Here is an 18,992-nt window from a genome sequence, read left to right as displayed (position 1 = left end):
ATAAAAAAGGCGGTTAGATTTTACTCTAATCACCTTTGTAATAATATTGCATTATCATCCTATTTCAGCTTTTTAATTGATTCACTCTCGGATAATATCTTCATCTGTTCAATTGCTATTGAATTTAGTTTTTCCAGTCTTTCAGATTGACTCATGCCCTCATTTATAAATACCGCATTAAGATTTTCAAGATTAGAAAGGCATACAAGCTGCGATATATCTGCATAATCTCTAATATTTCCTTTCAAATCCGGATTTTCATCACGCCATTCTTTCGCTGTTATTCCAAACAAAGAAACATTAAGAATATCTGCCTCACTTGCATAAATAAAGTTAATTTTTTCTTTTGAAAGTTTTTCAGGTACAAGTTTATTTTTAATGGCATCTGTATGAATCCTATAATTGATTTTTGCCAAATTCCTTTTTATATCCCAGCCTAACTTCTTTTGTTCTTCTTCCTTTAGGCGTTCAAATTCTTTAATCAAATACAATTTAAAGTATGGAGATACCCAAGAAGCAAACTCAAATGCTATATCTTTGTGAGCATAAGTTCCGCCATATCTTCCTGCTCTCGCAACTATACCGATAGAATTCGTTTTTTCTACCCACTGCTTAACAGATAAAATAAATCGGTTAAATCCTGCTTCATTTTTAATTCCCTCGAATTCGGGGGAATTAAAATTTGTATTATACATTTCTTCCCAAATACCTAAAAACTCTATTGTATTCTTGTTTCTAAGCCATTTTTCTATTAAAGCAGAGCCGTTCTCAATATTTCTAACCATATCTGTCAAAGAAATGTAGTCCCTATTATCTATGGCAATAATGCTGATTTCTGAACCTTCAACATTTATTTTAGACACATAATCACCTCTCAATCATTAAATTGATTACCTTATATTATAGCATTTTTAGGGCATTTTTTCCACCTTGAAATTAGTGGCATCTTACTTGGTATAAGTGGAAACCACTTCTTTTATCTCATTTTCAATCGCTTCTAAAAAATTTTCCTTTGAAGATTGCCCCTGTGCAATATCCGATAACTCCATTTCCCACTTTGCTGTTGTTTCTGCTGATTTAAAAGTATCGGCTACAATCGTTACAAGGCTGATTCCTTTATGTGTAGCAATAAGGTTCTTTTTATCTCTTTCTACAAATCCCTTGAAAATCAAATTTTCAATAATCCCTGCTCTTGTTGCAGGTGTTCCAAGTCCTTTTCGCTCAACCTCTACTCCTTTTTCAAGTGCATCATTTCCTGCAAGCTCCATAGATTTAAGAAGAGTATCTTCAGTAAAGTGTTTAGGTGATGTTGTATACTTTTCTTTTATTTCCTTGTTTTCAATGCTCAATACATCACCAATGTTCACATCAGGAAGTGCCATATCTTCATTTTTCTTAGACTTGTATTCTTTAAGATATTTTGTAAAGCCTTCATCTTTAATTGTCTTGCCGGAGCTTGTAAATTCAAAACCGTCAAATTCAGCTACAATCTTCCTTGTGTTTTCCACTAAAGGATAGCCCACACTTGTGTGGAATTTATCGGATATAAGGAAGTAAACTTTAGCTTCACTTAAAGGAAGTTCTGAAACATCTTCTTTTAAGGAACTGATTGTCGGGATAATCGCATGATGATCTGTAACCTTTTTAGAGTTAAATACCGTCTTAATACGACCCGTATCAAAGTCATTCTTTCCTAAGATATGATTGATGGTACTTGTAATCATATCTTCCGTTAAGCATCTGCTGTCTGTTCTCGGATAGGTAATCAGTTTCTTTTCGTAAAGACTTTGAGCATAATCAAATGTCTGCTTAGCTGAGTATCCAAAATATTTATTGCACTCTCTTTGAAGCGTTGTCAGGTCAAATGGCAGCTCAGGCTTTGTTATCTTTTCCTTTTGAATAACATCGGTAATTTCTATCTTATCGCCTACTAAATTTAAGAGCTGTTCCGCTGTTATTTCATCATCAATTCTATCTGTTGATAGTGTAAAGCCATTAAGGCTTAATTCCACTGTATAATATTTTTCTTTCTTAAAATTTGCTATCTCATCATCTCTATTTACAATCATTGCAAGAGTTGGTGTTTGTACCCTCCCAACAGAATAACTCTGTTTATATAGGCACGAATACAGTCTGCTTAAATTCATTCCCACAAGCCAATCTGCTATTGCCCTTGCTTGTGATGATTCAAATAGATTATCGTAAAAACTTCCATCTTTTAGGTTATCAAAGCCCTCTTTAATTGCACTATCTTCCATTGATGAAATCCAAAAGCGTTTCATCTGCTTTTTACAATTTGCCTGATTATATACAAGCCTAAAGATGGCTTCTCCTTCACGCCCTGCATCGCAGGCATTTATCACAATATCTATGTCCTTATCATTCATTAGCTTTTTAAGAATCGTAAATTGTTTCTTTGTAGACTTTGCAATCTCATACTTATATTCCTTTGGAATAATCGGTAAATCAGCCATATTCCACTTCGCATATTTTTCATCATAACTATCAGGATTTGCCATTTGAATTAAATGTCCAACACACCAGCTTACCTTGTATCCGTTTCCTTCATAATATCCGTCTTTCTTTTTTGTAGCTCCAATTACTTTTGCAATAGAAATTGCAACACTTGGCTTTTCAGCAATTACAAGTTTCATCTATATTTTTCCTCCTGTTTTCAATATAAAAGGGCGAAAGATTTTACTCTCTCGCCCTGTGTTTTGCACCAAATATTGTATAGTTTTGGGTGCAAACTCATTCTACCTCATCAGCCTGTTTATCTTCTGTTTCTGCTTCATCTACTTCATTTTCACTTTCTTCTTCCTCCGAAAAGAAATCATCATCTTCCTCCTCAAAGCCTTCAAGCTCCTTATCTTCTTTTTTCTTAATGACCTTGAAATAATATCCTGCCCCTAATGCTCCTGCTACTACAAGAATGAGAATTAAGTAAGTTCCCATATTGCTGCTTTCTTCTTTTTTTACTGGCTTAGGTTCTTCTTTTTCAGGTTCTTCCTTTTTAATTTCCTGTTTCGGAGCTTCTTTCTTTTCAACCATATTGAGAAGATCATCTTCTGATACTTCTGTTAGGAGCATGACATTCTCGCTATCCTCATCGTGATTGATGATTAAATGAAAGGTCTTGCCATTCTTAGTAGTAAAGGTAACAAACTGTCTTGCATCAGCAGAATATTTATCCGTTTCTTTATTATCTTTACTGTCATTATGGTGAATTGGATAATCCTTGTTCGCATTATCCTTATTTTCCGTAACAGTTCCTCGTGCCTTTGATGGAGCAGAAGCAACTCCTTTATTGGTATTTACATTCTTACTTGAACCATCCATAGAGGAATCCTGACTGCTGTTATTGGCAGGCTGTTTCGGTGTCAGCTTATTGGGATAACGAACTTCTTTTTCTTTTTCATCGGTCTTGTCAACATTTGTGTCCTTTGTAATCTTTCCTGTATTATCCTGTGATGATGAGCCTTTACCCGTATCACTTACAGATGTTTGAGGAAAGTTTCCTGTTCCTGTTTTCATTCCAGAGATAGGGCTGATTGGTGTTACAGTAGGATTATGCGTAACTGTAGCCTTGCCAACCTCATTCGTCTTTTTCTCAAGCTCCTTAATTTTCTCAGTTAGCTTCTCAATCTCCTTTTTCATATCCGCCGATAAGTCCTTATCGTCTTTTCTCTTTTCAAGTTTTTCCTTCAGCTTATCTATTTTTTCCTCAAGGTCTTTGATTTTCTCCTTTTGCTTGTCGCTTAATTTATCCTTGTCCTTAATCTCCTGACTTAGCTTATCAAGTTTTTCCTGAAGTTCCTTAGATTCCTTTTCCATTTTTGAAATATCATCTTTGCTAAGCTCTGTTTGAGTTCCCTTATCTTCTGTTTTTGGCTTTTCTGTCTGCGTCTGAGCATTACTTTCTAACTTTTTTACAATTCGGATAATACTATCGCTTCCATCACCTTTTACTGTGTAGTTTACAAAATCGTCATTAAAGCTCATGTTATCAGGAAGCATTTCAAGATCAGAAGCGTCAATCACCTGATTTTTGTCAAAGAAAGCTGAATACTCCTTATATACCTTTCCATCCTGATATTGATATTTGACCTTTACTTCACTTTTTGTCTGACTTTCCTGATTCTTTGTATCCTTATTGTCTGTTTGAGCTGACGCATTCGCTACCCTCTTATATAAATCCTCTAAAGGTAATTCAAGATATGGGACACCGGTATGAAATCTGTTCCATGTTTCAATAATCAACTTGTCCTTAACAACCTTGATTTCTTTTACATTGTTGATATTGGGATTTGCTTCCTTTACTCTGCCAATAATAGCGTTCTTTGTTTCCTCTTTAAGCTCTCCCTCATAGTCAACTGTTACTTTCTCAATTTTTCTATTTAACTGTAAAACAGGGCAGGTATAGACAATGACATTTGCTTTCTTTCCTTTTACGGTTCGCTCTTCCGCATTTTCTGTAATATCTCCAATATAGTAATTATCTTTATCTCTTGGAGAAACGATACTTGTAAAAGCACCTGTCCCTACATTGTGAATTCGATAATATGGATATGTTTTCTTTGTCATGTATCTTAGATCATCTAACTGATTTTCTTTGTCCATATTCTCATTGGTAAAGGTTTCATTATACTTATCGACAACTACACCTCCCTTTTCTTCAAAGGATTTTGATAAGGAAAATTTAAAGTTCAATGGCTGACCTTCTTTATTTTCTTTTCCGACATAATAAAATCCTCTAAAGGTGTCATCTGAAGTATGATCCTCAAATTTCAGTTCATAATATGTTTCATATTTTTCAGGCGGTTCATTTGACGCAAATACTGTCTTTGCACCAACTTTTAATACCCCTAAAACTCCACCCATTAACAGGGTAAAAGCTACAACAATAGCTGTAATTCTTTTATTTTTCAAACTGGTTTTCATTTGTTTTCTCCTTTTTCACTTCTGCTTTTTCTCTGTTTACTTTTGCCATTAAATCACTGATTGTAATGTTGTTCTTTCTGCAAATGGCAATAATTTCTTCGTTTTCAAGTTCTTCCTCACGAATGAACAAAGGCTCCAATTCTTCATCAATCAGAGCCTTTTTATCCTTTAACTTCTTTATTCTGTTTTTTACTGCTGTCAGTTCTTTTTTCAAATTGTGTCCTCCTTATCTGTTTACATTTGGCGGAAAGCCGAAGCCTACTGGATGATGCTGACAGAAAGTTGCTATCCAATCATCTAAGGTAGTTACTCTGATTCTCCCGATATTATCTATTACCTTGCCATCGCCTATATAAATGCCTACATGACCATAGGTAAGTCCTGCTGTACTTCCACTACTACTGCTTTCCACCGCTACAAGCATTCCCACCTTGAGTTTTGACCTGTCTGATGTAAAGGTGTAGTTTCGGTACATATCGCAGGCATTTCCGCCAATATATCCAAGTCCTGCATTTTGATAGACCTGCGATACCCACATGGCACACCAGCCTGCACCCGGAGATGGCGTAATGTATGCAGCATTTACAATTTTCTTTTGAACTTCCGTAGAAGCTTCATACTCTTTTCCGCCTCCGATACCTCCATTGGAAGCAATAAGGTCGCTATTACCAAAGGCTTCTCCCATATTGCCTTGAGCAAGGAATAAGGCTTCATAGTGCTTTAGATTGTCAGGATAGTTTGCAAAGACTTCTCTGATGATACTGTCCATTTCCCTTTTATGAAGGGTTACAATGAGTTTCTTGTACTCGTAAGGTTCTTCATGGCTTTCGGTATATTCATTTCCATCTTCATCGGTATAAGTTTCTGTAACTGTCCTATATCTGATTTCCACTTCTTCCTTATACTCAAGGTCATACATGGACTTAAAAAGCTCATTTAATACGGAGCTTACTTCCGATACATTCTTTACTTCTCCGCACCTTGATGTAATGTAGGATAAAAGCTCATGGACATTATGCCCGATGTACTCTGTGTTATTTAGGATGTACTCGTCATATCCGGGATAATTCTCTTTGACATGATCAACCTCGTTTTGAAGCTCACTTTCCATAGCGGAAAAGTTCTGATTGATTTCATTTAGGACATTTGGCTTTGACAAATAGCTTGTTGTAAGAACAGAACTTGTGGAGTTCATAAAGCCTGTCATTCCTGTCCCTGCAAAGTTGATAAAGAAAGTTCCCAAAATAATAAGACCTATGAAAATAATCATAAGTCCCTTTGCTTTTCTTAATATAACTTCCTTTGAACTTTTAAGACTTCCGATAAGCCCTTCCTTAATGCGATCTCTAAGCCTTGACTTGTTCTGCCTTTTAATGGAATCTTTCATCTGCTTTCGCTTTTGAAATCGCTTAAAGTTATTTGCTTTTTGATACTCCTGTGTCTTTTTCAGCTCCTCTTTGGCATCTCGAAACTCTAACTTGGATTTTCGCTTTCTGATTTTATAGTCCTTATTCGTAAGGTCATATCCTTTTTTTGCTCTTTTCTTATCCGAATAGTTCTTAATGCCATGAATGAGTTTTGAGCTTGTATCGGCTGTTTTTTCTCCTGCCTCTACCCCTTGATTTTCATCACTTCCATGTGATAAGTAATCTCTTACGGTTTCACTTCCTTTAGCAAGTCCTGATAAAGCGGACACCTTAGAAGCCTTGTCCCTAAAAGTTCTTTCCTGTTCTTTAGAAAGCCTGTTTTTCTTTTCTCTATCCAGAATGGCTTCTTTTCCGCTTTTTTTACTATCCGCCTTTTCCTCTTTGGCTTCTTTATCCTTTTTTCTGGTATAGAGCTTATCAGAATAGTTTTTTCTCTTATAATTTTTCTTTTGAGCCTTTTGGCTTTTTGAAAAGCTGTTTGTATCTTCCACTTTGCGATGAAGATTATCTTCGACATCGTAGGTTGACTCAAAATAGTCGCTATCCCTAAAGTCATTGTCATATCTGTCTACGATTCCGTCATTATCAAGGTCTTTTCCTAAAGGATCATAGATTTTTCCATCCTTAACCTCAGTATCATAATCCGCTTTCCCGATTTCTTCCTGACTTACACTTCCTGTTTCAGGACTTCTATACCTTGCATTTCTTTTAGAAGTTTTTCCGTTTATTTCAGTTTCTGCACTTCTCTTACTGACCTTTTCATGCACCTTATCTTGAAATCTGTCTTTGTCATGGACGATTTTCCCTCTGTAATCATCATTATGCTTTAGTTTATTTTCTTCAGGCTCTATGCTGCCATTACTTTGCAATGTTTCCTTTTCTATCCTTGCCCTTTGCCTTTCCTTAAAGTCCCTTTTCAGTTTCTGCCCCATAAGCCTACCTCACTTCTTCAGGCTTAGTTGTCATCTTCTGATAAAGGATTGTGTCTTTCGGGAACTTATCAAGGAAAGGAACAATAGTATTTCCAAAAAACAAAAGTCCTTCTCCTGCATTGGAATTGGTTACATATTTTAGCTGTGGCTGTGAGATTTTAAGTTTCCTTGCTAAAATTTCTCTATCGCCTGAAGCCTGATTAAGCATTAGCACAAAGTCCGTATTATCAAAGATATTTTCTATCTCCTTACTCATCAGTAGGTCTTTGACATTTTGTGTAATACCTGTCGGGATTCCTCCCCACTTACGAAATCTTTTCCAAATTTCTACGGAATAAGAAGCTGTCTGCTCGTCTTTTAAAAGCAAGTGAAACTCGTCGATATAGTACCTTGTAGCCTTATTCCCTCTGTTTTGCGATACCTTATTCCATACCTGATCCTGAATAACGAGCATTCCAATTTTTTTAAGCTGCGAGCCTAACTCCTTAATGTCAAAACAAAGAAGCTGCTTATTTAAGTCCACATTGGACTGATGGTTAAATACATTAAGAGAACCTGTTACATAAATCTCCATTTCCGTTGCCAGTTTTTTCCCGACTTTTTCTTCCTGATTTTTTAACATATCATATAGGTTTTGAAGAATGGGCATATTACAAGGCTTTGGATTTTCAAAATACTTTTCATAAATCTTAGGAAGGCATCTGTCTATAACCGACTTTTCTTCTGCTGTAAGACCGCTACCACCAACTACTAATTCAAGCATTGACATAATGAAGTTTGCTTTATCTTTCAGCGGTGCGTCCCCATCGCCATAGTTCATATTGATGTCAAGGGGATTTAGATAGTCTTTTGACTTACTGCTAACCTTTATGACTTCTCCTTTAAACTGACGCACAAGGTTTCCGTACTCGCCTTCCGGATCGCAGATAATCACATCATCATCGGTTGTAAGAATGGCATTTGCCATTTCTCTTTTTGCACTAAAGGACTTACCACTTCCCGGAGTTCCGAGAATTAGACCGTTTGGATTTTTCAGTTTCTTTCTATCTGCCATAATCAAGTTATGACTTAGGGCATTTAGTCCATAATACAAACTGTTCGCCGAATTTATGAAAAGCTCCTCTGTAGTAAAAGGCATAAAGACTGCCGTAGATGATGAGGTTAGTCCTCTGTCAATTTCAATCTTATTTACCCCAAGTGGAAGTACACTGATTAAGCCCTGCTCTTGTGAGTGATCAAGTCTTTTTAACTTGCAATTATGCTTATTGGCAATGGAGCTGATTTGAGAAATGGTATTATCCAGCTTTTGAATTGTCCTTGCAAAGTTCATAAAGATGATGGTTACGACAAACATACGCTCATCTCTTGTCTGGAGGTCTTTTAAAAGGCTTTTTACATCTTCTCCATAGGTAATTAAATCACTTGGAAGAATGTCCATATCATATCCCGACCTTACAGCCTTTTTATTTTCCTCAATCTTCATCTTGTCAATATCAGTATTTTTCCTTTTTACCATCTTGATGGCTTCTGACTGCTCGATTGCCTTGATGTGAAAAGAGATATTGATGTTATCGTCTATATCCAAAAACTCGGCAAGCATACGGTCTGAAAGCTCACTTGCAAGGATTTGAAAATGACTTGCTGCTCCGATAAACTTTCCAAACTTAAAATACCTTGACGGTGTAAAGTTAAATTCATCAGGAGCAATGTATGTCTTTGTGCTTTCCTTTTTCTTTAAGTTCTTATATGAAAATTCAAAGGTCTTATTAGGATTTAACACATCGTGAAGAATCTTTAGCCTTTCCTCTCCGTTCAGGCTTTCCGCTCTTACTCCCATACTTTTAAGACTCGATAATATATCTATCTCCAGTCTTTCCAGTTTTGATGTTGCCTGCTCTAAATTATCCGCTTCCACCGTAAAGGTTACATACTTTGATTTTTTCAGTCCGTTATTTCCCTTTACAATCTGACTTTTAAGCATCTCCCTAAACTCAAGGCGTATATCGTCAAACCCGTCCTTTTTATCCGGTATTTGAATGGCTGATTTCATTTCTTCATTTCTGCCAAGCTGATTGATATATGAAAATTCGATGCTAATACTTGGATCAAAGGAATTAAGAAAGTTTGCAAACTGATTAAAAATCAAATCCCTATCTTCTTCTAAGGCAAGCTGATAGTTTATATCCTCAAAGGCGATACTCTTATTAAAATGCTTTTCATCAATCTGACATATCCCGCTTTTTAAAAGTCTAAGGTAGGGAATGGTATCTTCAACAGTGTATCTTTTCGGTTCTTTCCTAAAGATAAGGTCAAGTAATCCGCCCCTATCTTTTTTAGACTTTCCTTTATTTTGCTTTAAGTCCTGTTTTTGACTTCTTAACTTCTTTTGGTTTTGTTCTAACTTTAGCTGCTGAATCTTTCTTTTGTCTTTCAAGGTAAACCTCCTTTCTCACTCTTTTTTGTGGCTGATAAAATTTATGAAGGTAAACATACTTAAAGTATTTCTCAAAGCTAAGTCCGTCCTTTTCAAAAAGAGTGATGAAAAATATAGGGAGAGTGGACACAATGAGAAAGATGACTGCTATATCATTTGGAACTACCTTTCGCATAAATAAATAGATTGGTATTCCAATCATTCCTGCAATCGTAAAACCTATCAGTTGTCTTTTGGTCAAGTTGAATGCAACCTTTGTTTTTACCTTCTTTAAGTCTTTTGGGATAGGTACATACGCCATAACTTACCTCCCATCTTCTTTATTCTTTGAAAGCTCCTCTATATGCTCATATACGGAGCCGATTTCTTCCTGAATACTTGCAATCTGTTCATCTATACTTCTGTTATATCTTTCCTGCATTAGACAAAAATCATTGTGGCAGCGACCGATGTCCTTTGTTCTTTCTTCCAAGTCATTCACTTTGCTGTGAAGCCTGATTCTATCCATCACTGCCAAAATACCTGTTCCAACTGCTACTGCTATCAATACTGTTTTTCTTTTGTTCATCATATATTTCCTTTCTTTTAGTGTGCATTTAATACGCTTTTGGCCAGTGTTCCGCTCTTTAGCATCATTAACCCCAGCAAAACCGCATATCCAAGTATCGTAAAGGTACTTGTGTGTATATCTGTTATCTGTATTGTCTTAACTAATACTGCGTATATTCCAAGACAAACCATTAAAAAGAGTCCTTGTAATCCTATGGCAAATAAGCCTTTGATATAGTTTGTTCCGATTTGTCCCCACTCTTTGTTTCCCATTGTGGCAAAAGGAATGGCTGAAACGGATGAGTAAACATAAATCTCAAACATTCTGCCGTATACCACAAGCATAATCACAATAGAAATGACCTGTATTGCCACCTTTATGAGCGAGGTTTCAAAAAGTATCATGACAAGCTCTCCAAGACCTTTATCTTTTAAGCCTTCTACCATCGTTACAATCTGATCTCCGGAGATAACGGCAGAGGTGTTAATTACCCCTGCTGCTTTATTTACCATGTGCTGTGCCACATCAAAGACCGCCATAGAAAACTGAAAAGCATGGGACACTAACCATACGGCAATCCACATCTTTATGATGTACTTGAAAAATTCAAAGGTATCTGTATCGTGCATATTGTTCTTTTGCATAACCATATTGATAAGCTCGATACAAAGGACTGCCGTTATGATTAGCCCTGCAATGGGGATAATGACAGAGTCGTTAATGCTTTTGATAAAACTAAAAACCTGTCCGTTCCACCCCATCGGTGTCTTTCCCACATCCGTTGCAATCGCACCAACTTTATCGTTGATGTCAAGAAACATGGACTCTAAGTTTGCTTGGATACCGCCCAGTAGAAGATCTTTGAAAAACTCCTCTATCTTGTCGAATATCCCAAACATTTAATTTCTCCTTTTCTTCTTACTTGAGTACATTTGCAAGAAGCGGAATCAGCTTTAATCCGATAAGGACAATACCGCCTCCTGCCATAAGCTGCTTAATGCCCTGAGATTTTGCACCCGGATTGTCATTACCATAACCTTCCATCAGGTTAATAACGCCCCATGCTCCAAGTCCTGCACCTACTGCCATAACTAAAATCTTTAATACATTTACTGCCTGTGTAAAAAATTCCATAATTTATTCCTCCTCGTTTTCTTCTTTCTTTTCAATTTTGTTGTATGACTTCACAACAAAGTTTTTGTAAGTCTTTCCCTCTTTTTCACGCTTCTTGAAGTAGCCAAAGATATGAATCAAATCGCCCTTTTCAAAGGCTTTTGCTTTCTCCGCTTTTTCTCCATAGGCTGCACAGTTGATATATTCCTTGCCTTTCCCATACTTTTTTACAAGCGTAAAGTTTACAACTTCAACAGCTTCTCCCTCTTTGTCAAAACTCGAAAAAGTTGGTTCTGCCAATAAGTTGGCATTGATGTTAATCATTTCTTGCTTCATTAAAAATTTCTCCTTTTCTTTTCAATAAAAAAGCGATCGGAGTTTTTTCTTTTCCAATCGCTGATACTCTTGCTATTTAGTTTTCCTTAGTGGGACTTCTTATCCTTACCATCTTTCCTCCTGATTTTGAGTAATAAAAAAGCAGCAAATCTATGTTCTTTAGACTTACTGCACTCTTGTAATAACCGTTTCTCTATTTAATTTTGCTTTCCCTTTTCTCTTGATATATTCCTCAATATCAAAGGCATTTTTCTTATTAAAATCTTCAAGTAACTTATAATTCTTGTGCTTTGTAATATCGAATTTATCCGACAAAAATGGTCTGACACCTCGAAGCTGAAAGATACACTTGTTACCATCCATAACCGTTATTTCATCTTGGCTCATCAATTCTTTCCCTGTCTTTTGGTAATTGAGTCCATAACTATTAGCATTGGAGCGTGTTTCAGAAGTGTTATACAGGTCTATGGTTTCCTTACCCAGAGTTTCAGATAGTTCTTTAAGTGTTGTCTTTTCCTTTCCGCCAAGAAACAAGGTGCTATCACAGTTACCTACAATGGTATCTGCATTATCCTTGTAGATTGCCTTTAGCTGAGATTGTGCCTGCAAGATAATACTTGCTGAAATCTCTCTGCTTCGGATTGTTGCAATCAATTTCTCGAATTTAGGAATTAAGCCGATGTTGGCAAACTCATCAAGCAAGCACCTTACATGAACAGGTAATCGTCCTCCATATTCATCATCCGCCTTATCACAAAGCAAGTTAAATAACTGCGAATACATAATAGACACTACAAAGTTAAAAGTATCATCCGTATCGGAGATAATAACAAAGAGTGCTGTCTTTCTATCTCCAAGGGTATCAAGCTCAAGTTCATCTTCTTTCATCAAGTCCCTAAGCTCTTGAATATCAAAAGGAGCAAGTCTTGCACCACATGAAATAAGAATAGATTTAGCTGTTTTTCCAGCAGCGAGTTTGTATTTTTTATATTGCTTAACTGCAAAGTGTGTAGGCTCTTTCTTTTCTAATGCTTCAAAGAGTCTGTCTATCGGATTCATATAGGTTTCGTCATCTTCCCTTACTTCCGAAGCGTCTATCATATCAAGGAGTGTTGCAAAGTTCTTTTCTTCTCTTGGAGCTTCATAGAAGATATATCCGATAAGAGCTGTATAGTAGAGTTTTTCAGCTTTTACCCAAAAATCTTCACCTGCTTTTTCTCCCTCACCTTTAGTGTTTGCGATGATTGTCTGTACTAATTTGAGTATATCTTTTTCACTTCTAAGGTAGGCGAATGGATTATACTTCATACTCTTTTTGAAGTTGATGGTATTTAAAATTTTTATCTCATAACCGTTATCTTCAAGCATCTTACCACATTCAATGACTATCGTTCCCTTAGGATCTGTAACACAATATGAAGAGTGCATTTGCATTAGGTTTGGCTTTACATAAAATCTCGTCTTTCCGGAGCCAGAACCACCAATAACAAGTACATTCTTATTTCTTGCATACTTTGGATTAGCAGGTCTGCCATTCATAGTTAATCGTTCTGTTTGAGTAAGCAAGATATTGTTTTGGAACTTTTCATCCACATACGGCTCTATATCTTTTCTCGTTCCCCATCGTGCTGATCCATACTCTTTCCCCTGTCTGAACTTTTTTGCATTTTTGCCTTTGGTATAGACAATAAATTTAATTATAGCTGCCACTCCTACGCCCATTAAAATATCAGCCACATGAATACTCGGAATAAAGCTCATGGTATTAAGTTCTAATATTCCTTGAAAGATTTTATCTATAACATCGCCACCCGTATAGGCTCTTACATGGTGAGAGAAGATATTGCCCACATAGAAAAATGCAAGATAGGGAATATTCTGCTTTAGAAACTTTGCCTTATCTTGCACCTTAAATAAGCCTTTGATGTCTTTTAGTATCTTATCTATCATAGGCTCTGCTCCTTTTGTTTATTCTTGACTTTATCTTTAGAAACAGTGTTCTTTGCCATCTCCTTGAACTTTTCTATGCTTTTATGAATGGACTCTTTCCTTTCCGTTTTCTTTTCCGATTCTGAAAGAGCATGTTTAAAGGCTTTATCCATTACTTTCATATCTTTCGCCTGAAAGAATACGGAGTATTTCCCGCTTTCTTTATCTTTCATTACTGAAAACTTTACCCCATATCTGTTCAGCTCTTTTTTCAGTTCCTTCAGCTCCGCTTCTTCTACCGGAATTTCTTCAAGCTGTCCCTTTTTAACCATATCTTTGAGCTTCACTTCATTTCCGTTAGCATTAACCAGCTTTTCAAGCCCTCCGAGTTTCTCAGCCTCTTTCATCAATTTCTTGAGTAAAGTCAAAAGAAGTTTTGCTGTTACTTTTCCGGCTTTAACCTCCATATTCAGCGTTTTTCTTGCAATTTCTTCATTGATCAAGTTCTCTCACCTCCTGTCAGCAGTCTTTCTTTATTCCTCTTTAATTTTTCTTCCTGAATAACTTTCCTGTAATCTTCTCCAAGTACCATCACAGGAATACACATCTCGATAATTCTTGAGTAAATCCTCTGATATTCCACACTATCCGTACAGTTTTCAATTTGGCTGTATGAAAGATTTGTGGTAAAGATTGTTGGCTTATGCTTTAAGTACCTGTTATTCACAATGTTATATACCTGCTCTTTGGCATAGCTTGTATCTCTTTCAATTCCTAAATCATCTAAGATGAGAACGGAAGTGTTTACAAGAGATTCGATATATGCGTTTTTATCAAGGTCAAATCCGCCTTTTTGCAGTTCGTTAATTATCTGTGCAAAGTTTCTAATCTTAACGCTTATCTGATACTGTTCAATCAGAGCATTGGCAATAGAGCAGGCAAGATAGGTCTTTCCACTTCCAACTGTTCCATAGAACAGGAGTCCGATATTTTCTTTTCTCATCAATTCATAATCTTTTACAAAATTCTTTGCGATGATAAGACTCTGATTTTCTTTTCCCTGATAGTTTTCAAAGGTATATGCCCATTGAATCATGGATGTGAAGCAGATACTTTTTAATCTCTCGATTTCAAGCTGCTTTTGTCTTTCTTTTTCTTTTGCTTCTCTATCTCTATCGCATTTACAAGCTGTCTTAAATATCATCTGCTTTCCGAAAAATTCTAATGCTTTTCCATCTTTTCTTTCATGGCACACTTTACAGTAGGCGTGTCCGTCTTTGATGTATTCTTTTTCAGGATCAAAGCTGTATTCCACATCTTCTATCATCACTTTTTCTAATTCTTTAATCATAAATGTACTCCTTTGTTATATTCCTCCCATGTAGGGATATTGGTTTTTTTCTTACTTCCCTGATCTTTATAAAACCAAGAAAGGATTGTTGCTTTATGGTCTTTATATGTCTTTCCGGTACTTTGAAGATAGGTTGATAATCTTTCAATGTAGTTATCAAGCTCTCCTGCCATTTTTATTTGTAATTCTCCTATATCTTCGTCCTTTAAAAAGACATTTTGAAATGTTCCAAGTCCGTTTTCTCCAAAACTATATTCTCTCTTACTATACTTACTCTTATTATTCTCTATATAGTTAGAGTCAACATTTTGAACTTCCTGAAGTTCATTTTCTTTACTTCTGAGGTTAAAATCTTTTACTTCTGAAGTTAAGTTTTTTGACTTCAAGAGGTCATCTTCTTTTACCGCTATTATGCTCATAAAATCTTTAACATAAATGACATTCGGCTTACCAAGCCCAAGCCTTACTCTTTCAATCAGTCCTATTCCTTTTTTGCTGTCTAACTCGTCCAATGTTTTTATGGCAGTAGGCTTTGAGATATTTCTTCTTCTCATAATTTCTTCAACAGTAAAATAGATAAATACTCTGCCTTCCTTGTCCACCCAGTTATTCTTAAAGGACATTCCTGTGCGTTTCAAAAGCATGGAGTATAGGATAATGGCTTCAGCAGACAGTCCCTTAAATTCTTCTCCGTCTACTAATATTTCAGGCACTTTCAGAAAGTTAAATCTTTCCGCTTCTCTGTTATAGAAATAGTCAAAGTCCATGCAAGATCACCTCCCTCCTTAAAAATTTGCAAAGAAAAAGACGATAGTTTTTTCTTCTATCGCCTTTGGTAACCATTTTTATGAAATTTTTTAGATTGATTTTATTGCTTCATTGATACCTTGTAAAAAAGCTATAACTGTTGCTCCAACCATCGGTATTCCGTATGGACTAACTAAGAATCCTAATATCAATGCTTCGATTCCGATGGTAACTTCTTTTTGCAGAAAAGATGCAATTGCTCCAAATATGCAAAAAATCATCAGCAAATACAGTAGGGCTGTTCCGATACCAAGTAGAAATGTCAGAAATGCAGTGAGGATACTTAACACCAAGCTAATTGGAAACAAGATTATTTTTATTATCCATCTCATCATTTAGTAGTCCTCACTTTCTAAAGCATTCTTTGTATCTCCACACACCATATCAATGCAAACATTCACATCAATATAATTTTTTAAGACTTTTTTTCGTCCTCCCTCTCCGTCTTCTACAAATACATAATGCTTATAAAACTGCTTAAAATGCAGTATTTTCACGATTTCACTCTTTGTATCAACGCTATGCACTCCACATGAGAAGTATAGGGAAATAAATCAAATATTTCGACTTTTTCTACTTTATATTTTTCTTTTAATATTTTTAAATCTCTTGCTAGTGTTGCGGGGTTACATGATATATATACTATCTTTTCGTAGGAATTTTTATTTAGGTAGTCGACTAATTTTTTATCCATTCCTTTTCTAGGTGGATCTACTAGGATTTTATCCATTTTTATTTTTTCATCTTTTTGAATTTTTTCTAATATTTCTTCTGATTTTCCGCAAATAAATCTTGCTTGTAATTTATTCTTTTGTGCATTTATTCTTGCATCTTCTATTGCTTCTTCTACTATTTCTACTCCTAGAGTTTGTGCTTTTCTTGATGCTATTTCTAGGCTCAAGGTTCCTACACCTGAATATAGGTCGGCAATTTTTTCATTTTCTTTTACTTGCAAAAATTCCATGGCTTTATTATATAGGTTTTCAGCTTGCTCTCTATTTACTTGAAAAAAAGATGCGGGCGATAGTTTATAATAAAGCTTATTAATTTTTTCTTCTAAATATTCTTGTCCGTATAATAAATTAAATTCGTCTCCATAGTGGGCATTTGTTCTATTGTTTATGTTTTCGTATATTGAGACTACATTTGCATCTATTAAGTTGCCTAGTATTAGATTTAATTTGTTTATTTTTTCTTTTGAGGATATTATGAGCATAACTTGGTCTTTATAGTTAGTTCTAATGCCTAGGGTTTTTATTTTTGCTAGATTTTTAAATTTTGTTAGAATTTTGAGAGTTTTATTGGCATTGGTGCTTTGCATCAAGCAATATTCTATTGGAACAATTTCTTTTGAGTTTTTCATATAAAGCCCAATCTTACCATTTTTTACTTGAAACTGCATATTGTTTCTGTAGTTAAAAGTTTTTTCTGATGAATTTACTTTTGAAACTTTTATGTCTAGTTCTGATATCCTTTGTAATTTGTTGTTTACTGATTGTCTTTTCCAATCCAGACTTTTTTCATACTTATAATTTAAAAAATCACATCCTCCACATTTGTTAAAATATTTGCATGGACTTTCTACCCTATCTTTGGATTTTTTTAAAATTTTTGTGACTCTTCCTTTGTAAAAGGATTTTTTGTCTTTTGTTATTGTGTATGAAACTTTATCTCCAATTACTCCTTTATCCAAAAATACGGGTATATCATCAAGTTTTGTCATACCCATACCCTTATAATCAAAATCAATAATTTTACCTATTAATTCTTTACTTTTCATTTTTTAAAACTATCTTTCTATCATATAAATCTATTAATCTTCTTTTATAAAGAGCTCCTTGTGCTCTTTTGAATGCTGATTTTGACAATCCTGTTATTTCTTTTACTTCTTCAGGAGTTGATTTATCCCCAAGATAAAGTGTCCCACCATTATCTTTAAGCATTTTTAAAATTTGTTCAGCATCTACATTCATTTGCTTATAGGCTTTTTCCCTTAAGGTTAATGTTATAAATCCATTTGTTAATACTCTTGCTACTCTTGCTTGAACTTCATCGCCTATTACAAGTAGGCCTTTTACTTCTTCTTTTGGAATCATTCCATCATATTTGTCTTCAACTGCTACAAAATATCCAACTTTTCCTATGGCATATATGGTTCCTGTTACCATGTCATTTATCTGAAAATTTTCGTTTAATTTTAGCTTATCTTTTATATTCATTGTTAGTGCTAGTCTTTGACTTCTATCATGGAATAGATATAACAAATATTTCTCTCCCACTTGCAACCTACCTTGAGTTTCACCAAAGGGTAGTAATATGTCTTTATCTATTCCAATGTCAACAAAATATCCATACTTTGACTTTTCAACTATCTTTAATTTCTTAAGATCGCCAACTTGTGCCAGTGGTTTTTTTGTTGTTGCACAAATGTCTTTATTATGTCCGTTATAAATAAATACTTCTATAAATTCTCCCACTTTAGGATTTTTTACTTCTTCTTTTTTTATAAAAATTTCATTGTTTTCATTATCTAGCAAATAGCAACCATTTCCAGTGATTTTTTTTATTTTTAATTTTTGGATTTTACCTAATTCCATACTTTCTCCTCTATAATTTTTTTACCATAAAAAAATGTCTTATCATACAAATCATCAATTTGTCCGTAATCCACACTCATAAGATATTCTAAGCCATAATACATAAAGCTTGGATGTTTCATTAAATTTTTAAATATTATCTCTACCTTACTATAGTTTCTCAAATCATAATATTTCGATAAAAGCATACCAAATTTTACTGATTCTTCTACTGTAGAATCTCTCATTAACAGTATAGATAAACCTAACAACTTATCTTCTGAAAATTCAATTTTCTGCATAAGATTTACTAAAAAAGGTCTTTGCGCTTCTAATGCTCTATTTTTTCTGAAAAAATCATCAAATTCTTCTAAGGCTGAATTTTGTCTACCATAAAAATCATCAAGAGCATTATTTAATTGTCTAGTTGATATAGATTTTATACTTTCTTTTTTTGTGATTATATTATACTCATAACTTCCGTCTGACAAATTTAGATTTTTTAAAGCTTCAATATCAAAGTTAGTTTCAAGTATTTTTCTATATATTGACACTTTTTTCCTGTTAAATACATTAAATATTTTCATAACTTTTTC

20 protein-coding genes are annotated in these 18,992 nt (G+C 34.8%); all 20 read right to left on the bottom strand.

The window, feature by feature from the left end; all coding sequences use genetic code 11:
* Positions 1–59: 59 nt before the first annotated feature.
* Positions 60–863 (bottom strand): KilA-N domain-containing protein, encoded by an 804-nt coding sequence (locus tag HMPREF9131_RS07730; protein WP_002843620.1) that lies wholly within the window; start codon positions 861–863, stop codon positions 60–62.
* Between the two features lie 84 nt (positions 864–947).
* A complete protein-coding gene (locus tag HMPREF9131_RS07725; protein WP_009346275.1) occupies positions 948–2,654 on the bottom strand; it encodes a DNA topoisomerase 3 in 1,707 nt (568 codons plus the stop codon).
* Between the two features lie 97 nt (positions 2,655–2,751).
* The gene (locus HMPREF9131_RS07720) at positions 2,752–4,941 is read right to left on the bottom strand and encodes a CD1107 family mobile element protein (RefSeq protein ID WP_009346316.1); all 2,190 of its coding nucleotides are present in this window, start codon (positions 4,939–4,941) and stop codon (positions 2,752–2,754) included.
* Entirely contained in the window at positions 4,919–5,155 is a 237-nt protein-coding gene (locus HMPREF9131_RS07715; RefSeq protein ID WP_000711923.1) for a hypothetical protein, read from the bottom strand. Before HMPREF9131_RS07715 ends, HMPREF9131_RS07720 begins: the two co-directional genes overlap by 23 nt.
* A 12-nt stretch (positions 5,156–5,167) precedes the next feature.
* Complete coding sequence (locus HMPREF9131_RS07710; RefSeq protein WP_009346274.1) at positions 5,168–7,300, bottom strand: CHAP domain-containing protein; 2,133 nt, start codon at positions 7,298–7,300, stop codon at positions 5,168–5,170.
* 4 nt (positions 7,301–7,304) lie between these two features.
* On the bottom strand, positions 7,305–9,734 hold the full coding sequence (locus HMPREF9131_RS07705; RefSeq protein WP_009346325.1) for a VirB4-like conjugal transfer ATPase, CD1110 family: 2,430 nt from the start codon (positions 9,732–9,734) through the stop codon (positions 7,305–7,307).
* Positions 9,646–10,035 (bottom strand): PrgI family protein, encoded by a 390-nt coding sequence (locus HMPREF9131_RS07700; protein WP_007896228.1) that lies wholly within the window; start codon positions 10,033–10,035, stop codon positions 9,646–9,648. Before HMPREF9131_RS07700 ends, HMPREF9131_RS07705 begins: the two co-directional genes overlap by 89 nt.
* Before the next feature lie 3 nt (positions 10,036–10,038).
* Positions 10,039–10,302 carry a hypothetical protein gene (locus HMPREF9131_RS07695; protein WP_007896551.1) on the bottom strand — a complete coding sequence of 88 codons (264 nt, stop codon included), beginning with the start codon at positions 10,300–10,302 and terminating at the stop codon, positions 10,039–10,041.
* 17 nt (positions 10,303–10,319) lie between these two features.
* Complete coding sequence (locus HMPREF9131_RS07690; protein ID WP_000466901.1) at positions 10,320–11,183, bottom strand: VirB6/TrbL-like conjugal transfer protein, CD1112 family; 864 nt, start codon at positions 11,181–11,183, stop codon at positions 10,320–10,322.
* Between the two features lie 19 nt (positions 11,184–11,202).
* The gene (locus tag HMPREF9131_RS07685; protein ID WP_000394208.1) at positions 11,203–11,418 is read right to left on the bottom strand and encodes a Maff2 family mobile element protein; all 216 of its coding nucleotides are present in this window, start codon (positions 11,416–11,418) and stop codon (positions 11,203–11,205) included.
* A 3-nt stretch (positions 11,419–11,421) separates the two neighbouring features.
* Positions 11,422–11,733: a hypothetical protein gene (locus HMPREF9131_RS07680; protein ID WP_000807040.1), complete on the bottom strand. Its 312-nt coding sequence runs from the start codon at positions 11,731–11,733 to the stop codon at positions 11,422–11,424.
* A gap of 165 nt (positions 11,734–11,898) precedes the next feature.
* Positions 11,899–13,683 carry a VirD4-like conjugal transfer protein, CD1115 family gene (locus HMPREF9131_RS07675; protein WP_009346277.1) on the bottom strand — a complete coding sequence of 595 codons (1,785 nt, stop codon included), beginning with the start codon at positions 13,681–13,683 and terminating at the stop codon, positions 11,899–11,901.
* Positions 13,680–14,165 carry a PcfB family protein gene (locus tag HMPREF9131_RS07670; protein ID WP_009346332.1) on the bottom strand — a complete coding sequence of 162 codons (486 nt, stop codon included), beginning with the start codon at positions 14,163–14,165 and terminating at the stop codon, positions 13,680–13,682. Before HMPREF9131_RS07670 ends, HMPREF9131_RS07675 begins: the two co-directional genes overlap by 4 nt.
* Positions 14,162–15,013, bottom strand: a complete 852-nt coding sequence (locus tag HMPREF9131_RS07665) for an ATP-binding protein (RefSeq protein ID WP_009346280.1) — start codon at positions 15,011–15,013, stop codon at positions 14,162–14,164. Before HMPREF9131_RS07665 ends, HMPREF9131_RS07670 begins: the two co-directional genes overlap by 4 nt.
* Positions 15,010–15,780 (bottom strand): replication initiator protein A, encoded by a 771-nt coding sequence (locus HMPREF9131_RS07660; RefSeq protein WP_007896428.1) that lies wholly within the window; start codon positions 15,778–15,780, stop codon positions 15,010–15,012. Before HMPREF9131_RS07660 ends, HMPREF9131_RS07665 begins: the two co-directional genes overlap by 4 nt.
* 90 nt (positions 15,781–15,870) lie before the next feature.
* A complete protein-coding gene (locus HMPREF9131_RS07655) occupies positions 15,871–16,152 on the bottom strand; it encodes a CD1845 family protein (protein ID WP_126476003.1) in 282 nt (93 codons plus the stop codon).
* Between the two features lie 3 nt (positions 16,153–16,155).
* Positions 16,156–16,317, bottom strand: coding sequence for a hypothetical protein (locus HMPREF9131_RS08410; protein ID WP_001843395.1), 162 nt, complete (start codon positions 16,315–16,317; stop codon positions 16,156–16,158).
* Positions 16,314–17,600, bottom strand: a complete 1,287-nt coding sequence (gene rlmD, locus HMPREF9131_RS07650; RefSeq protein ID WP_009346292.1) for a 23S rRNA (uracil(1939)-C(5))-methyltransferase RlmD — start codon at positions 17,598–17,600, stop codon at positions 16,314–16,316. Before rlmD ends, HMPREF9131_RS08410 begins: the two co-directional genes overlap by 4 nt.
* Complete coding sequence (locus HMPREF9131_RS07645) at positions 17,590–18,417, bottom strand: S1 RNA-binding domain-containing protein (RefSeq protein ID WP_009346311.1); 828 nt, start codon at positions 18,415–18,417, stop codon at positions 17,590–17,592. The genes rlmD and HMPREF9131_RS07645 overlap by 11 nt, the downstream gene beginning before the upstream one ends.
* Positions 18,408–18,983 carry a hypothetical protein gene (locus HMPREF9131_RS07640; protein ID WP_009346331.1) on the bottom strand — a complete coding sequence of 192 codons (576 nt, stop codon included), beginning with the start codon at positions 18,981–18,983 and terminating at the stop codon, positions 18,408–18,410. Before HMPREF9131_RS07640 ends, HMPREF9131_RS07645 begins: the two co-directional genes overlap by 10 nt.
* Positions 18,984–18,992 lie beyond the last annotated feature (9 nt).

Origin of the sequence: Peptoniphilus sp. oral taxon 836 str. F0141, assembly GCF_000179335.1 — a bacterium.
In the GTDB taxonomy this organism is placed as follows: Bacteria; Bacillota; Clostridia; order Tissierellales; family Peptoniphilaceae; genus Peptoniphilus_A; species Peptoniphilus_A lacrimalis.
This window is presented reverse-complemented; position numbering and strand designations above follow the sequence as displayed.

What these genes read in the sequence shown, in the direction of transcription:
- HMPREF9131_RS07680 (WP_000807040.1), bottom strand. Translation starts at nt 11,733, where the DNA reads ATGAAGCAAGAAATGATTAACATCAATGCCAACTTATTGGCAGAACCA.
- HMPREF9131_RS07655 (WP_126476003.1), bottom strand. Translation starts at nt 16,152, where the DNA reads ATGAGATGGATAATAAAAATAATCTTGTTTCCAATTAGCTTGGTGTTA.
- rlmD (WP_009346292.1), bottom strand. Translation starts at nt 17,600, where the DNA reads ATGAAAAGTAAAGAATTAATAGGTAAAATTATTGATTTTGATTATAAG.
- HMPREF9131_RS07660 (WP_007896428.1), bottom strand. Translation starts at nt 15,780, where the DNA reads ATGGACTTTGACTATTTCTATAACAGAGAAGCGGAAAGATTTAACTTT.
- HMPREF9131_RS07725 (WP_009346275.1), bottom strand. Translation starts at nt 2,654, where the DNA reads ATGAAACTTGTAATTGCTGAAAAGCCAAGTGTTGCAATTTCTATTGCA.
- HMPREF9131_RS07685 (WP_000394208.1), bottom strand. Translation starts at nt 11,418, where the DNA reads ATGGAATTTTTTACACAGGCAGTAAATGTATTAAAGATTTTAGTTATG.
- HMPREF9131_RS07665 (WP_009346280.1), bottom strand. Translation starts at nt 15,013, where the DNA reads ATGATTAAAGAATTAGAAAAAGTGATGATAGAAGATGTGGAATACAGC.
- HMPREF9131_RS07645 (WP_009346311.1), bottom strand. Translation starts at nt 18,417, where the DNA reads ATGGAATTAGGTAAAATCCAAAAATTAAAAATAAAAAAAATCACTGGA.
- HMPREF9131_RS07640 (WP_009346331.1), bottom strand. Translation starts at nt 18,983, where the DNA reads ATGAAAATATTTAATGTATTTAACAGGAAAAAAGTGTCAATATATAGA.
- HMPREF9131_RS07695 (WP_007896551.1), bottom strand. Translation starts at nt 10,302, where the DNA reads ATGAACAAAAGAAAAACAGTATTGATAGCAGTAGCAGTTGGAACAGGT.
- HMPREF9131_RS07700 (WP_007896228.1), bottom strand. Translation starts at nt 10,035, where the DNA reads ATGGCGTATGTACCTATCCCAAAAGACTTAAAGAAGGTAAAAACAAAG.
- HMPREF9131_RS07675 (WP_009346277.1), bottom strand. Translation starts at nt 13,683, where the DNA reads ATGATAGATAAGATACTAAAAGACATCAAAGGCTTATTTAAGGTGCAA.
- HMPREF9131_RS07690 (WP_000466901.1), bottom strand. Translation starts at nt 11,183, where the DNA reads ATGTTTGGGATATTCGACAAGATAGAGGAGTTTTTCAAAGATCTTCTA.
- HMPREF9131_RS07720 (WP_009346316.1), bottom strand. Translation starts at nt 4,941, where the DNA reads ATGAAAACCAGTTTGAAAAATAAAAGAATTACAGCTATTGTTGTAGCT.
- HMPREF9131_RS07710 (WP_009346274.1), bottom strand. Translation starts at nt 7,300, where the DNA reads ATGGGGCAGAAACTGAAAAGGGACTTTAAGGAAAGGCAAAGGGCAAGG.